The organism is Paenibacillus dendrobii, assembly GCF_009807035.1.
GTDB classification, from domain to species: Bacteria; Bacillota; Bacilli; order Paenibacillales; family Paenibacillaceae; genus Paenibacillus_AQ; species Paenibacillus_AQ dendrobii.
In genome coordinates, this window is sequence record NZ_WUBI01000004.1 from 461,267 (window position 1) to 476,474 (window position 15,208).

Sequence of the window (15,208 nt, forward strand, 5' to 3'; positions counted from 1 at the left end):
GGATGGGTTAACGCAACAGCTTCCATTCGCTTTGCACCATTCCGTATATGGCATGATTAACGCTTCCATGTGATAATTGCTCGGCTTCCCGAATAACGCCTTCCAGTACAAACCCGAGCCTTTCCGGTATCGCGCGGCTTTTCCGGTTGCCTGTGGCGCACCGGATTTCCACCCGGTTAAGATCCATATCCATCAAGGCGTAATCTACGAAGGTACGGCAAGCACTGCTCATGATTCCTCTGCCTTCGTATTCCCGGCCAAGCCAATACCCGATACTGACAGATCGGTTATGCCAGTCGATTTGATGATAAGAAATGATGCCGGCCATTTCATCGTCAACCCAAATTCCTGCGGTAATACCGCCATTCTCCGCTCCTTGCTTGATCGCGTTACGCACAAAATTCACGGTATGTTCTATTTCTCTGATAGCATCGACCCAAGGGAGCCATTCGCGCAGAGAAACACGTGATCGGTCCGTCAAATGGAATAAAGGACGTGCATGCTGGAGTGCCAATGGCTTGAGCTCAATGTGGTCGTCAAGTGCATAAGAAAACATGATGATGACTTCAGTCCTTCCTAACTTTTATTTCCATGCTACCCTATTCAAAAGCCCTCGTCAAAACGGATGGGGATGAATTTTATTGATTATTTTTCTATCGGTTAAGGAGAAGTGAGCGCATGCTCTATTTGAAAAAAAGCGCGTTATCTGGTAGAGCTGATGATTTTCATACTGGATATTTACTTGATCGTATGGCTTGTGAAAAGGGTCATCCGGCGGAATCGTTGAACAATCCGGTCATTACAGGTATATTTAAAGGAAACACGCTTATACAGAATAGATATAGAGTGGGGCAGAAAACTGCCATCGTTTCATTCTATTGAAGCGGCATAATTCAGGATGAAAGGTTGATTACTGTGGAGAAACCAAGCACCCCCTCCAATTTTATTAAGAACGTAATTACGGATGACCTGGAGTCCGGCAAGGTCCAGAAAGTGATTACCCGCTTTCCGCCTGAGCCTAACGGCTACTTGCATATTGGACATGCCAAGGCCATCTGGATTAACTTTACGCTAGCGCAGGAGTTCGGCGGTTCGACGAATCTCCGCTTTGACGATACAAATCCAATGAAGGAAGACGTTGAATTCGTTAACTCCATTGAGAAAGACGTGAAGTGGCTCGGTTATGACTGGGCGGAAAAACGTTTCGCTTCGGATTATTTTGAAGAGATGTACACACGCGCTGAACTGCTGATTCAAAAGGGCAAAGCTTATGTGGATGATCAAAGCGCCGATCAGATCCGCGAAAATCGCGGCACCTTGACCGAGCCGGGTCAAAACAGCCCCTATCGCGAGCGCAGTATCGAGGAAAACCTGGAACTGTTCCGCCACATGCGCGCAGGTGAATTCAAGGACGGCGAAAAGGTGCTCCGCGCCAAAATCGACATGAGTTCGCCGAATATCAATTTGCGAGACCCTGTCATTTACCGGATTGCCCATGTAGTCCATCACAATACGGGTGACAAGTGGTGCATCTACCCGATGTATGCCTTTGCCCATCCGCTGGAGGATGCCATTGAAGGCGTCACGCACTCGCTCTGTTCCCTGGAGTTCGAAGACCAACGCCCGTTCTATGACTGGGTGATTGCGGAATGCGAAATGCCAAGCACGCCGCATCAGTATGAATTCGGACGTTTGAATGTCGCGCAGACACTTACGAGCAAACGCAAGTTGAAACTGCTCGTGGATGAAAAGATCGTGGACGGCTGGGATGATCCGCGCATGCCGACGATTTCAGGACTTCGCCGCCGCGGGTATACCCCGGAAGCGATCCGCAGCTTCGTATACGAAACGGGCATTTCCAAGAGCCAAGGCCTGATAGATCTGCAAATGCTGGAGCATTTCGTGCGCGAGGATCTGAAGCTGAAGTCACCGCGTACCATGGCTGTGCTGAAGCCGCTCAAAGTGGTCATCACGAACTATCCTGAAGGCCAGGTCGAGTGGCTGGAAGCTGAGAACAACACCGAAAATCCGGAGATGGGAAGCCGTCAAATTCCGTTCTCGCGCGAGATTTACATCGAGCAGGATGATTTTATGGAGAACCCTCCGAATAAGTACTTCCGTCTTTTCCCTGGCAATGAAGTTCGCCTGAAGAATGCGTACTTTATTAAGTGCAATGATTTTATTAAAGACGAGGATGGAAACGTCACCGAAATTCACTGCACCTATGACCCGGAAACCAAGAGCGGCTCCGGATTTACGGGTCGCAAGGTGAAAGGTACTATCCATTGGGTCGAAGCTTCCCATGCTGTACCGGCCGAGTTCCGTCTCTATGAGCCTCTGATGAAGCCGAAGGAAGAAGAGGCTGTGGAAGGAATCGAAGGCGCAGAAGAAGCAGAGAAAGTGGAGAAGACGTTCTTGGATGAAATCAATCCAAACTCCCTTGAAATACTGAACGGGTTCGTGGAACCGGAGATGAAAGATACGAAGCCGCAGGATAAATTCCAGTTCTTCCGCCATGGATATTTCAACGTGGATCCGAAGTATTCCAAACCGGGGCAACCTGTATTTAACTTGATCGTGTCAATGAAAAGCTCATTTCAGCTCCCTAAATAAAAAGATGTTGAATCATTGAGACAGAAGAAAGGCCAGCGCTTAGAGATGTTCTCTCTGGGCCCTGGCCTTTTTTTATTACATCGTATGGATATTATGTTTCCGCCTGGCGAATGAGATTGCTGGAAACGATGTTTCCCATATCAGTGCTGCGCCTAGAGCAGTTCTTCCAGTTCGGCCTCCGTTGAATCGCCCTTGTGGTGACCTTGCATCCGCAGCCAGTACCACATGATAATAAAGCCGATGGCTCCAAACATGGCCAGCATAAAACCGGTATTGTACATAGCCTGTCCGCCGAAGTTCTGAAACAGCCAGCCGCCGGCCAAGCTGCCTATCATGCCGGAGATTCCGCTCCAAGTCAGCGTGAACAGGGACTGGGCAGAGGCGCGGTGTACCGGAGGTACGAGCTGGCTGACGACCTGCGTGCCGACAAAGAAGTAGCCGCCGAAAGTAATGCAGTGCATAATCTGAATGATCGCGACTTCAAGGGGATGCGTGGCACCTGCCATGAGGAGCCAGCGTATGCAAAAGAGCACGCTCACCAAGGCCAAACAGCCAATCAGAGTAGTGAGGGATCGCTTCAGGAAGCGATGAAAGAGCACGAGCACGGCAACCTCGAGGAAGGATGAGAGAAACATGGCTAGTCCAACCATCGTCTTGGAGCCGCCAAGCTCCGTAATATACAGCGACATGAATGTATTGTTCATAACATTGGGCACGGAGACCAATACGCCAAGCAGCGTAAACGCGACGAAGTAGCGATTGATGACTATTGTTCCGAATCCTCTGAGGCGGATGGGCGGCGTTTCCGAAGCTGCCCGCAGCGGGGGAAGCAGCAGAACCGTACCTATAGCCAGCAGCAGAATGCCCGTAACGAGGAACGACAGTCTGGAAATTCCGATCCGGTCAATGAGCAGCCCTGCGGAGATGGCAACGACGGCCCACCCTATGGATCCCCAATTGCGGTAGGCCCCGAAATTCTGCGGCTTATCCGCGATGTATCCCAAGATCAGGGTGTTGCTCTGCGCGAAAAGCGGGCTCTGAAAGAAGAAAAAAAGGATCATCGCCACATAGATCATATTGTACGTACCCGCGTGGAATACGAATTGAATGAGCAGAAGGGTACCGGTCATCATAAACAGCAAAATACGCCTTGTGTTTTGCAGGCGGTCACTCCAAAATGTCCAGAAAGGATTGGCGATAAGAGACACGAAGGGACCCAGCGCCATCAAGCTGCCGATTTCCAGTTTGTCCATGCCTGCATCCTGCAGGTATAATTGAAAAAAGCTGGTGAAGATCACCATGGTGCCGTAGATTAAAAAATTAAACGCCTTAAGCGACGCCAGCTTGGACTGTTTTTTTACAGCATCCTGCACAGTGCACATTCCTTTCCGACCGAATGCAAAACGATTGGAGGCTTTTTTGAAGCCGCCAATCCCACTTTATCATTTGTTGAAAAGGGATACAAACCATTAATTGTTAAAGTATCCAGTTGCAAGTTTTTTAAACCGATCATGGTTTGGATTTATTGAGGATCCAGGCCTTATATCATGTTGCTAAAGGAAGTGATATCGCCATGGGAATAGAAATAACGGGCGTAGTGCTGGCAGGTGGACAGTCGAGCCGGATGGGGAGAAATAAGGCACTGCTCACGGTCGGCCGCGAAAAGGTCATCGATACCATTATTAGCGCGATGTCGGAGGTAGCTCAGGATATTCTCATCTCAGCTAATGACCTTAATGCTTACCGGGAGCTTGGCAAGAAAATCATAGAGGATCAGTTCCCGGGGCAGGGGCCGCTGTCCGGCATTCATGCTGCACTGCAGGCTGCCAATACTCCCTGGATCATGGTGGCGGCTTGTGATATGCCTTTTGTGTCTTCCGATCTGTTCCGCTTCCTAGTTAAGACAGTGGCTGAGGTACAAATCAGCGATACGGGCGAATCCAATTGCCAGGCAATGATTCCAATCGGAGATGGAAGAGTACAGCCTCTGCTCGGAGCTTATCACATCAGTTCTCTTCCGGCTCTTGAGGAATCGTTGAAGAGTGGGAAGCTTAGGATGACAGACTGGCTTGCACAGCTTCGGGTTCAATACATTACGGAAGAAGTCCTTCTTCATGAAACGGGCATGGAAGCAAGTCGTGCGTTTTTTAATATGAACAACCCGGAGGATTATACGTTGGCAGTGCAAAGGCAGGCAAAAGAAGAGGGGGAGCTGAGCTGAGGCAGCTTCCTCTATGATAAAGACATTAAAGAACTCAATTTTGAACATTTTATTAAAATTTTAAATATAACTTGCCGTTTTATTATTTGATGTGAATAATATCACATATGAGCTTTCTATTTTAGGTTAAGGTGAGATCAGGAACAGGAAAGCGATATCTTGTCTTGCGTTTTTAATGAAGAGTGGAGACATTTATGATAAGGACCTTGATAAAGGAGGATTCAGCTATGACGACGATGGCTGTGGAGACACTGCTGGACACCGTGGAAGGAACTCGCTGGCTTCAGGGAAGAGGCTGGGTATACCAGCTGCTGATTGATTTTTTGGAGGATCCGCCAAGCTTGTCGCAGATGGCATCGTGGCAGCGTCAGGCCGCAATGCGTGAGGAACTGGGTCTGACGGTAGGAGGACGACGGTTGCAGGAATACTTGAGTAAGCTGGAACCTTGCGAGCTGCCTCAAGTCTGTGAGGAAGAAACAAGAGAGTACAAGCGGCTGTTTGCTTGTTCCGATGCTGTCCTCCCTTGCGTTTGCGAAAGCATGTACCGTGCTACGGATCAGCGCAGCGGTCAACGCTGCCTGCAGCAAATTCGGGAGGCCTATGCGGGCTGTGGCATTGTATTCAACAAGCTGCAGAGCGAGAAGGATGATCATCTTACGATTGAGCTGGAGTTCATCGCTGTAGCCGGCGAGCATATGGATGACACGCAAGGTATGCCGGAATGCCAGTTGATGTGGCTGGATACGCAGATCGATTTTCTGGAACATCATTTGATGCAATGGACCCCTGAGTTCTCGGAAGAACTCACGGCTCTCGCCCAAACCCTGCTGTACCGGGAGATTGGCCATGTTCTGGGCGAGTTTATACCTTATGATGTGCAGATGCTCCGGCTGTTGCGAAAAGAATTGGCTTGAAAATAGAGCGCATGTCTCAAGCAGGCATGCGCTTGCTCTTTACCCGATCGGCAACAAAAAAGACGCGTCTCCACCCTAACGGGAGGGGCGCGTCTTTTTTTATAAACGAATCTTCACATCTTAATCTTCCACTTTGGCTTTGCGGAACTTCATCAGGAACTCGTATACAACCGGTACGATGACGAGCGTCAGCAGTGTAGAACTGATCAGACCGCCAATAACGGTAATGCCGAGGCCTCTGGAGATGATGCCCGCACTGTTTTCGAGTCCGGATACCAATGGGAGCAGGGCTCCGATCGTAGCCAGGGCTGTCATCAGGATCGGACGAAGACGGGTGGCGCCTGCTTCGAGCAGGGCTTCACGCGTCGACATACCTTCGCGTTCCTTGTGGATAACGCGGTCGATCAGTACGATCGCGTTGGTCACGACGATACCGATCAGCATGAGCGCACCCATAAGTGAGGATACATTCAGCGTTTCTCCGCCTATCCATAGACCCACAAGCGCACCGATAATGGTGAACGGCAGGGAGAACAGGATCGCAAACGGTGCAAGACCGCCGCCGAAGGTTACGACGAGTACGAAATACACGATCGCGATGGCTGCTGCCATAGCGAGGCCGAGCTGCGTAAAGGTATCGTTGATCTGTTCGGTTGTTCCGCCGAATTTGATCTCTACACCGTCCGGCTTATTGATTTTATCAATTTGCTTCTGCAGATCGGACGATGCTTGACCTACATTGGACGATACGATGTTGGCTGTTACGTTCACGACCATCTTGCCGTCCGTGCGCGTAATCGTATCCGGAGAGGAGCCTTTTTCAACTTTTGCTACATCTTTGATCGGTACGTTCATGCCGAGCGGCGATGTAATGGTTTCATTCGAAATATCATCTATGCTCTTGTATTCCTTGCTGTCTGTTTCAATGTAGACCTTGTATTCCTTGTTATCCACCTTGATCTCGGTCAGTACTGGGCGTTCCCGTACCGGACTGAGTTTCATGGCGATCTGACCTGCGGTAAGCCCCATCGAGCTCAGTTTTTGCTGGTCAGCGATAATGGTGTACTGGTCATAGGCTTTGGACAGGCTTGTTTTGGCTTTTTCGAAGTTCTTCGCGTCAGCTTCAACCAGCTTCAGGATTTGATCGGATACAGGCTTGATGTCATCGAGGCTGTTGCCGAATACGCTGACGCTGAGCGAGCTTCCGCCCATGCCGCCGGACATATCCATTGTAGCCCATTCACCCTTGTTGACTTGTTTTTTCAGACCTTCAACAAGGTTCTTCTTCACGTTTTCAAAATCTTTGGTGTCTTTCTTGTATTCAACATAGAAAAGTCCGGAGTTGGAAGAGCCGCCGCCCATCGGGTTGCCGCTGCCCCCAACGGAATACTGCATCTTATCTACGTTTGGCTGTTCAAGAATATATTTCTCGGCATCCAGCGCACGCTTCTCAACGCTTTCAAGCTGGGCACCAGGCTCTGGCGAATAGGTTACCATGACATATTTGTCTTCCTGAGACGGCATGAAGCTGGTACCGATCAGCGGTGTCAGGAAGCAGCTCGCGATGAGCAGGATGACGGCAAGTCCGAAGGTGATCAGCTTATGAGACAGCGACCAGTTCAGGATGCGCTGATAGCCGAGGGCCATTTTGCCCGGCTTGTCATGATCATGTTTTTTCGATGTTTTGATGCCTTTTTTGAACAGGGAATGCGCAAGCATCGGCACCAGGGTAATCGCAACGAGCAGAGATGCCAGCAGGGCGAATACCATGGTAAGTGCAAACGGCATAAACAGTTCCCCGACCATGCCGCTGACGAAGGCTAGCGGCAGGAAGACGGCAATCGTAACGATCGTCGAAGACATGATCGGCACGAACATTTCGCGTGTTGCTTCACGTACCAGCTCACGTCCGCGCAGCTTCTCGCCGCCGCTGGTCATTCGCCGGTAAATATTCTCGATAACGACAATGGAGTCATCGACAACGCGCCCAATGGCGACCGTCATTGCGCCCAGTGTCATCATATTCAAGGTGACATCCATTCTCCACAGGATCAGCAGAGCGATTAACAGGGAGAGCGGAATGGATAGAATCGAGATAATGGTGGAACGGATGTTTCTCAGGAAAATCAGGATGATGAGTACGGCGAACAAAGCCCCGAATACGGCTTTACTCAGCATCGTGGATACCGCATCTTCGATAGGTTTGCCTTGGTCGAGCAGAACCGTCAGATGCATGCCCTTGAACTCGCCTTCAAGTTCCTGGGCTTTATCCTTCACGGCATTGACGACATCAACGGTGTTGGCATCGTTGTCTTTAACGATTTGCAGACCGATGGACACCTTGCCGTTCGTACGGGACACGGATTCCGCCTTACCAATGACTTGAATATCTGCGATATCACTCAGCTTCACGGTAGGGATGCCTGCAGGGATACCTTGAGCGGCATTGCCTTGCAATGCGGCACCACCGTTACCTTGGGCTGCGCCGCCAGGAGCGCCTTGGGCACCAGCCGCCGCGTTACCAGCTCCTTGCCCTTGAGCACCGGCAGCAGCTCCGCCCGAGCTAGGAATGACAGGTATCGTCAGATTCTTCAAATCGTCCAGCGAGACGATGTTGCCATCGACGACAACAGCTTTTGAGGACTCATCCAGGGTGAATAGACCCAGTGGAACACGGATGGAGGAGCCTTGGACAATCCCCTTAACGGTATCTTCAGAAAGCCCAAGCTGGGCCATTTTTTCCTTGTTAAACTTCAGTTGTACTTCTTTGACATATTGACCCGAAGTGGATATGGAGGCTACACCAGGAAGTTTTTCGAGCGCAGGTTCCACCTGATTCTCGATATTTTTGGTCAGCTTCTCCAGATCGTTGGAGTCATCTGAAGCACTAAGCGATACGACAGGAAAGGAGCTCATGCTGAATTTGGAAATGCTAGGCTTCTGGGCTCCTTCAGGCAATGTCACTTCATTCAGTGCTTCACGGACAGCCGCGGTCGCCTGATCCAGATCCGTACCGTAATCGAATTCCATCGCAATGTTGGAGGCATTCTCCATCGACGTCGAGGTGACGGTTTTCACGCCGTCCACATTACGAAGCCGCTGTTCGAGCGGCATGGTTACATCTTGTACGACACCTTCTGGAGCTGCCCCGGGATAGACCGCGGTGACGCTAAGGAACGGAATGTTAATGTTCGGTATCGTTTCCTGCTTCATCGCCAGACCGCTATAGAGCCCGGCTGCTGCAACGATGATCGTTAAGATCCATATTGCGAATTTATTATTGAGTGAAAAATTAATGATCCCTTTCATTTGGCAGGTTTCTACTCCTCTCTATATACCTTTCAAAAGTACGTTCATGAACGGTCAGATCTTGAGTTTACATAAAGCTGGTAAATTTCTTTCAGTTCTTCACTCATCGGCGAGAGCTCCGGTATTTGTTCCAGATTACTCATCATGCCGATCAGGATGGTCTTGCGCGGCTCCATATCCAGCAGTTCCTTTTCAATAATCTGAATGGATTCGAGAGCGAAATCCCGCCTAGCCTCATCGATGGTAATATCCTTCAGCCTATCTTTCATTTGCTTGGTTACCATCAGGGGATGACGCAGACTGCCGGAGGCTTCCATGTACTTCTCCATCCAGTGCGACCAGATCTGCGTGGCTATCAGCGGTTCCTTGCTTGAACGAAGCGTGCTGGCAACGACGTCATCCAGAAGCGTAATCAGATGCTCTGCCATTCTGCGCAGGTTCAACGGAAGCCCCGGAATCATCAGCATTCGGATGTAGCCGCTCAGCATTCCCCCGACGAACATGGTTAAATCCATGGTGTAAGGCTGTACATCCTCTCCGTAGATCAAGACCAGTTTATTATGGAACCAATTCAGGGCATGCATATGCTTCTCGCGAAGGCATCCGTTCAGATCGGGCTTCTTGCCGCCCATATGCTGGTCACGCAGCTGCATCACGACGAATTCGCGCAGTTCGACCAGACGGTTCAGAAGAACTTCAACCTGCTTGTGAAGCTGTTCTTTGGGAGTCAGAAGATGCTCCTGCTCCACCTGCATAACACTGTCACGGATCATCCCTTCGCAGTAAAGGTAGATACTCTGTTCCAGTTCTTCCTTGGACTTGAAATGCAAATAGAGGCTTCCCTTGGACATGCCGCAGTATTCCGCGATTTCCTGCATGGAGGTGGATGATATCCCTTTGGTGGAAAACAGCTGCAGGGCGGTCTTCAGAATCTGTTTCTTTTTGTCCGCCAGTTTCTCAGACAAATGAACATTCACTCCTTTCTGAACACTTCGGTTCTCAATTTGACCGTGTAGTCAGAATTATTATATTACAAAAGGCAGGGTGGATTCAAATTGTGGTCGCCGCTTGGGGGCATCCAGTTATTAGGAAGATACTCAGAGGAAAGAATGACGCTTTCCAACGTCTTGTGATCGATGAGAGGAAAGCCATTCAGCGGAGGCTTTGCCTGGGGATATTACAATGGCACGGCTCAGCTTGGAACTCTCTCATTCCAATAAAAAACCGCCGGAAAGGCGGAAGGCACACAGCTACATACGTTTGGAATGATGGCTTGGATTCATTTTTTTGAAAATAGCATACAGTGGCTTGCGGAATGTTATTCTTCGTTTCCAAGATTTGTTTGATGGAGAGAGGATTGCATGAACTTCAGCTTCGCGGGATTTTTGATCATATATAAATACTGCAGCCGGTCTCCCGATGCCGTAAATCGGAAGCAGAGCACCGCTTGAACTTCATTCCGGCTCATATATACGATATTGATCTCTCCATTGATCTCGATCAGGCACGCTTTCCATGTACGCAGATCCCGGTAAGCTTTTGGAGATGTGAAGAGTCTCAACAGACGTTCACGGCTGACAATCGGACGGGTGGCCGTACGCGACGCACCTCCGCCGTCGGAGATCAGAACCGCGTCCTCTGCCAGCAAACGGAGCAGCTCCTTGGCGTCATAATGTTGAAATGCATCGGCAAAACGCTCGATCATCGCTCTGCGCTGCCCGCTCTCATACGAGATCGCAGGCATTTCGGCTGCTTTGAGCTGCTGCTTCGATCGGCTGAAGATCTTGCGGCAGTTGGCTTCCGTCTTGCCCGTCATCTCGGCGATCTGATGATATTCATACTCAAACACTTCCCTCAGCAGAAAGACCGCACGCTCCACCGGGCCAAGGCGCTCCAGCATCAGCAGATAGGCGTAGGACAGGGTGTCCTTTTGCTCTGCAGCTAGCTCAGGGAGCAAGGCTGTGCCTGACACCGGTTCAGGGAGCCACTCGCCTACGTACTCCTCACGCGTCTTCTTGGCCGAATGCATCAGATTCAGGCAGCGGTTGGTGACTGACTTGGCGATGTAGGATTTCATGTTCAGAATCTCCGTCATATCCTTGTTCGCAAGCTCGGCAAACAGATCTTGAACGACATCTTCGGCATCGGTAAATGTACCGAGCATTCGATAAGCAATGGACAGGGCATAGGAACGGTAGGTGCGGTAGATCGATTCGATTTCCGTGGGTTCAATCATTCGAGAGCCTCCTAGATACGGATGAACCCAAGAAGATTGGAGCCTGGGTTCAGGTAGAATCGTTACGGGTATGCAAAAAAATCGGTTCAAGGCATAGGGATGGTACGGTAGGATCGATGCAAATCTATTTCGTTCCTATCATATAATTATGAAAAGAAGAAAGAAACCCTGCGCCTTATTAAGGTCAGGGTTTCTTTCTGTTTACAGGAGTTTTTGTTGGATTATCTCAATCAAAACATCCCGGGAACATGCCCGTGGATATCGCGATCCGGTTCCAGCTGTTGATCGTATTGATGGCCAGAATCAACTCCATAAATGTTTTTTCGTCAAAGGCCTCTCTGGCCTGGTCATATACGTCTTCCGGGACGCCGTTCTCGGAAATTCTCGTTACCGCTTCAGCCAGCGTAAGCGCGGCCCGTTCCGGCTCTGTGTAGATCGGAGCTTCCCGCCAAGCATTCAGCAGCAGAATATGGTCCTGGTAATCCCCGAGTTTCAGCAGATCCTTGGCATGCATATCGAGGCAAAATGCGCACCCGTTGATTTGGGACACACGGATCTTGATTAGCTCATGCAGCACCTTATCAATGGATGAACTTGAATCGGATTTTTGCAGGTTCATCATCGCTTGTAGGACATGCGGACTCGAGGTCCGGTAATTTAATCTTAACTTCATTGGGTTTCTCCTCCTTGGTCCCTGATCTGTAGGATGGTTCATTATCCTTACCTAAGGAAGACAAAGGAGGAGTCTGCTTTGTGACATGAATCAAGAAATTAATTTAAGACCTACGGCCGAGCCGAGAATCATCGCGATGAACAACACTCTCCGCCATTCCTTCGGCTCCCCGAACAGAAGCATGCCAACCACGGTACTGCCGACGGTTCCAATCCCGGTCCATACGGCGTACGCCGTACCCATCGGGAGGGTGTTCATTGCATAAGAGAGCAGCAGGAAGCTGCAGACGAAAGACGCGAGCATGAGCAAGTAGGCAGACCAGCCCTTTTTTTGCGTCACGCCCTTGATGCCGATGACCCCGAAAATTTCGCATAATCCGGCGATTACAATTGCTGCCCAAGCCATTACGCATCCGCTCCTTTCTTGCTGCCTTCATCCGCCGTAATCAGCTTCAAGCCGATAACGCCTGCCAGCAGTACGAGAATGAGCAGGGTCTTTGACCATCGGAAGGGCTCGCCGAAGACCAGCATTTCCGTAACGACGGTTCCCGCCGTTCCAAGGCCCGTAAAGACCGCGTATACCGTACCCACAGGCAGATGTTTCGACGCGTCGATAATGAGAAAAAAGCTGATGATAATAGCCACTGCCGTCAAAATCCATTCCAGGACGTTGCTGGAGTGTTTCAGGCCCGATACCCACAGCACCTCCACAACACCGCCCAAAATAACAAATAACCAATGCCGATTCATGGTGTTCTCCTCCTTTACTGTCCCCTATGGGGATCAGCTGCTTGAATTCCTGCCCAGTAAATGGGCCATGAAGCCTTCAGTCTCCGCTGAGCGCCGGGCAGCCCGCCATATACCATCTCTACAAGGATGCCGTCTACCAGCGTCATATATGCAACAGCCGCATCTTCCGGATGGGCCGCAATTTGGACGAAACCATCTGCCTTGGCCTGCTCCATCAGGTGGACAACTTGTCTTTCCATCGAATCCAGGAAGGGGTAAATCAGTTCCATTACCTCGTCGTAGAGAGAAGAGGGCGGGAAAAAGGCCATCCGTAGCACGAATTTGCTCTCGCTGCTGCGGGTGTATTCCTCCTGCAGGAATTCCAGCAGCTCGGATAGGCGTTTCTCAAGCGGTTGGTCCCTGAGGCTGACGATATAGCGGGTAATCCGCCGCTTTTCTTCCTTCAGCGCATTTTTGAGCGTGCTGAGGAACAGATCATCCTTGCCCTTGAAGTGGGCGTATATGGAGGGCTTTTTAATGCCCACGTCTTCGGCTATTTTTTGAAGGGATGCTCCTTCGTATCCTTCCTGTGCAAAATGAGCCAGCGCGGTTTCCACAAGCGTGCGTTTTGCATTCATATCATCAACTCCATCTTTTTGCTAACTAACGATCGTTAGGTAATATCTTTTCACGAAATTACATGACTGTCAAGCGTTTCGAAAAAACTGCATAACACGATACCAATCAAGAAGCAGAACCTACTGCTAAACTTCCGCCAAAATCAATTATTCTCTGTGGAAATGCGTCGAACAGACCGTTTTTTTCTGTATTTTATATAGGAAGATCGGCCCTGTTCATGTAAAATATAACTTACTGGCTCTCATCGATTCGTTCTGAAAGAGTGATGTTGATATAAAAGTGAGGGAAGATATGAGAAGAGGAATACAGGCTGTTTTGGTAGCCGTTTTATTATTCGTTTTTTATTATTTCGGCTTTGGTTTTTTCGGTAAAACGGCGGGGACCATCGTCAGTATTTTCTCTACTCTGACGGTCGTATCGCTCGGATTTATGATATTTATGGAAAACAGGAATCCTTCCTCTACCATGGCCTGGATTCTGCTGCTTGCACTCATGCCTGTCGTGGGGCTGTTTTTTTATTTTCTTTTCGGACAAAACTACTTCAAACGCCGTAAATTCAACAAGAAGGCTGAACAAGATTTGAAGTCCTACGAACGATTGGAAGAAGGTAACGTGCGTATTCACCAGGATCTGTCGGGCTTCAATCCGATGCAGCAGCAACTGCTAAGGCTGTCGCAGAGGCTGGCGAGAACGCCGATTTCCTTTTCAAGCGAAACCAAGATTTTGACAAACGGAAAAGAGACCTTTTCGACCTTGCTGCAGGAGCTGCAGAAGGCCAATCATCATATCCACATGGAGTATTACATCTACCGGGCGGACGACATCGGGACCCGAATTCAGCGGATTCTGATCGATAAAGCCAAAGCCGGTGTTCATGTGAGGTTCATGTATGATGCCTGGGGCAGCATGCAGCTCCCCAAATCTTTTTTGCAGGAAATGTCGGCCGCAGGGGTGCAGGTGGTTGCATACGGCAGCTCGAAAGCCTTTTTCTTGTCGAGGGTCAATTACCGTAATCATCGCAAAATTGTTGTCGTTGACGGCGAAGTCGGCTTTATCGGCGGACTGAACGTAGGTGACGAATATCTAAGCCGCAATTCAGCCTACGGATTCTGGCGCGACACGCATATGTCCGTTAAAGGCGAGGCGGTAAGGACGCTCCAGATTATTTTTCTTCAGGACTGGCACTACATGACGGGAGAAAAGGTGCTTGAAGCGGAATACCTCTCGCCGCTCCTGTCCGAGCGCAGCAGCGGGGCGGTGCAGATTATACCGAGCGGACCGGATAATGACCGCCGCGCGCTTAAGAATATTTTTTTCTCCATGATTACTTCCGCACAAAAGTCAGTTTGGCTGGCTACGCCGTATTTCATACCGGATGACGATATTCTGACCTCCCTGCGCGTAGCTGCGATGTCGGGCCTTGATGTGCGTATTCTGTTTCCGGCCAAACCGGATAAATGGCTGCCTTTCTTGGCATCCCATTCCTATTTTCCGACACTGCTCGATGTGGGCGTCCAAATTTATGAATATGAAAAAGGCTTTCTCCACTCCAAGCTGCTGATTATCGATGGGGAAGTGGCCACGATCGGTACGGCGAATATGGATATGCGGAGTTTCCACTTGAACTTCGAAGTGAATGCCCTGCTGGTACAAACGGATAGCGTTCAGCGCATTGTGACGGATTTCGAACGGGATTTGAAATCAACGAAGCAGATTAATCCGGAGAATTTCATGAAAAAAAGAATTTACGAGCGCTTCCTGGAGTCGCTTGCCCGGCTGATGTCCCCGCTGCTATAGCGGGTCTTTCCTTCGGGATGGAGTTGACAGCGGGGTGCGGACATTTTATTATTAGTGATAATGATTATCAATTATTAG

At 49.8% G+C, this 15,208-nt stretch carries 14 protein-coding genes; 5 read left to right on the forward strand and 9 right to left on the reverse strand.

Going from position 1 to position 15,208, the window contains the following annotated elements:
* Window positions 1-7: 7 nt before the first annotated feature.
* Window positions 8-556: a GNAT family N-acetyltransferase gene (locus GRF59_RS23315; RefSeq protein ID WP_160500102.1), complete on the reverse strand. Its 549-nt coding sequence runs from the start codon at window positions 554-556 to the stop codon at window positions 8-10.
* A 122-nt stretch (window positions 557-678) separates the two neighbouring features.
* Between GRF59_RS23315 and GRF59_RS23320 the strand changes: the two genes are divergently transcribed.
* Together GRF59_RS23320 and GRF59_RS23325 are read left to right on the forward strand one after the other, a co-directional pair.
* Entirely contained in the window at window positions 679-882 is a 204-nt protein-coding gene (locus tag GRF59_RS23320; RefSeq protein ID WP_160500103.1) for a hypothetical protein, read from the forward strand.
* A gap of 33 nt (window positions 883-915) precedes the next feature.
* Window positions 916-2,613 carry a glutamine--tRNA ligase/YqeY domain fusion protein gene (locus GRF59_RS23325; RefSeq protein WP_160500104.1) on the forward strand — a complete coding sequence of 566 codons (1,698 nt, stop codon included), beginning with the start codon at window positions 916-918 and terminating at the stop codon, window positions 2,611-2,613.
* Window positions 2,614-2,765: 152 nt separating this feature from the next.
* Here the strand turns inward: GRF59_RS23325 and GRF59_RS23330 are convergent, their stop codons facing one another.
* Window positions 2,766-3,986 carry an MFS transporter gene (locus GRF59_RS23330; RefSeq protein ID WP_341480128.1) on the reverse strand — a complete coding sequence of 407 codons (1,221 nt, stop codon included), beginning with the start codon at window positions 3,984-3,986 and terminating at the stop codon, window positions 2,766-2,768.
* A gap of 200 nt (window positions 3,987-4,186) precedes the next feature.
* Between GRF59_RS23330 and mobA the strand changes: the two genes are divergently transcribed.
* Both mobA and GRF59_RS23340 read left to right on the forward strand, forming a co-directional pair.
* On the forward strand, window positions 4,187-4,834 hold the full coding sequence (mobA, locus tag GRF59_RS23335) for a molybdenum cofactor guanylyltransferase (RefSeq protein ID WP_160500106.1): 648 nt from the start codon (window positions 4,187-4,189) through the stop codon (window positions 4,832-4,834).
* Between the two features lie 227 nt (window positions 4,835-5,061).
* Window positions 5,062-5,748: a TorD/DmsD family molecular chaperone gene (locus GRF59_RS23340; RefSeq protein WP_160500107.1), complete on the forward strand. Its 687-nt coding sequence runs from the start codon at window positions 5,062-5,064 to the stop codon at window positions 5,746-5,748.
* Between the two features lie 120 nt (window positions 5,749-5,868).
* On the opposite strand, the gene GRF59_RS23345 is transcribed toward GRF59_RS23340, so the two are convergent.
* The 7 genes from GRF59_RS23345 to GRF59_RS23375 all read right to left on the reverse strand — a co-directional run bounded on the left by GRF59_RS23345 (window position 5,869) and on the right by GRF59_RS23375 (window position 13,332).
* On the reverse strand, window positions 5,869-9,057 hold the full coding sequence (locus tag GRF59_RS23345) for an efflux RND transporter permease subunit (protein WP_160500108.1): 3,189 nt from the start codon (window positions 9,055-9,057) through the stop codon (window positions 5,869-5,871).
* Window positions 9,058-9,101: 44 nt separating this feature from the next.
* The gene (locus GRF59_RS23350) at window positions 9,102-10,022 is read right to left on the reverse strand and encodes a TetR/AcrR family transcriptional regulator (RefSeq protein ID WP_160500109.1); all 921 of its coding nucleotides are present in this window, start codon (window positions 10,020-10,022) and stop codon (window positions 9,102-9,104) included.
* 353 nt (window positions 10,023-10,375) lie between these two features.
* Entirely contained in the window at window positions 10,376-11,293 is a 918-nt protein-coding gene (locus GRF59_RS23355) for a sigma-70 family RNA polymerase sigma factor (protein ID WP_160500110.1), read from the reverse strand.
* Between the two features lie 226 nt (window positions 11,294-11,519).
* Entirely contained in the window at window positions 11,520-11,966 is a 447-nt protein-coding gene (locus tag GRF59_RS23360; protein WP_160500111.1) for a carboxymuconolactone decarboxylase family protein, read from the reverse strand.
* 90 nt (window positions 11,967-12,056) lie between these two features.
* Window positions 12,057-12,371: a DMT family transporter gene (locus tag GRF59_RS23365; RefSeq protein WP_160500112.1), complete on the reverse strand. Its 315-nt coding sequence runs from the start codon at window positions 12,369-12,371 to the stop codon at window positions 12,057-12,059.
* On the reverse strand, window positions 12,371-12,715 hold the full coding sequence (locus GRF59_RS23370; protein WP_160500113.1) for a DMT family transporter: 345 nt from the start codon (window positions 12,713-12,715) through the stop codon (window positions 12,371-12,373). The genes GRF59_RS23365 and GRF59_RS23370 overlap by 1 nt, the downstream gene beginning before the upstream one ends.
* A gap of 14 nt (window positions 12,716-12,729) precedes the next feature.
* The gene (locus GRF59_RS23375) at window positions 12,730-13,332 is read right to left on the reverse strand and encodes a TetR/AcrR family transcriptional regulator (protein ID WP_160500114.1); all 603 of its coding nucleotides are present in this window, start codon (window positions 13,330-13,332) and stop codon (window positions 12,730-12,732) included.
* Between the two features lie 292 nt (window positions 13,333-13,624).
* On the opposite strand from GRF59_RS23375, the gene cls reads away from it, so the two are divergent.
* The gene (cls, locus tag GRF59_RS23380) at window positions 13,625-15,130 is read left to right on the forward strand and encodes a cardiolipin synthase (RefSeq protein ID WP_160500115.1); all 1,506 of its coding nucleotides are present in this window, start codon (window positions 13,625-13,627) and stop codon (window positions 15,128-15,130) included.
* Window positions 15,131-15,208: the final 78 nt, after the last annotated feature.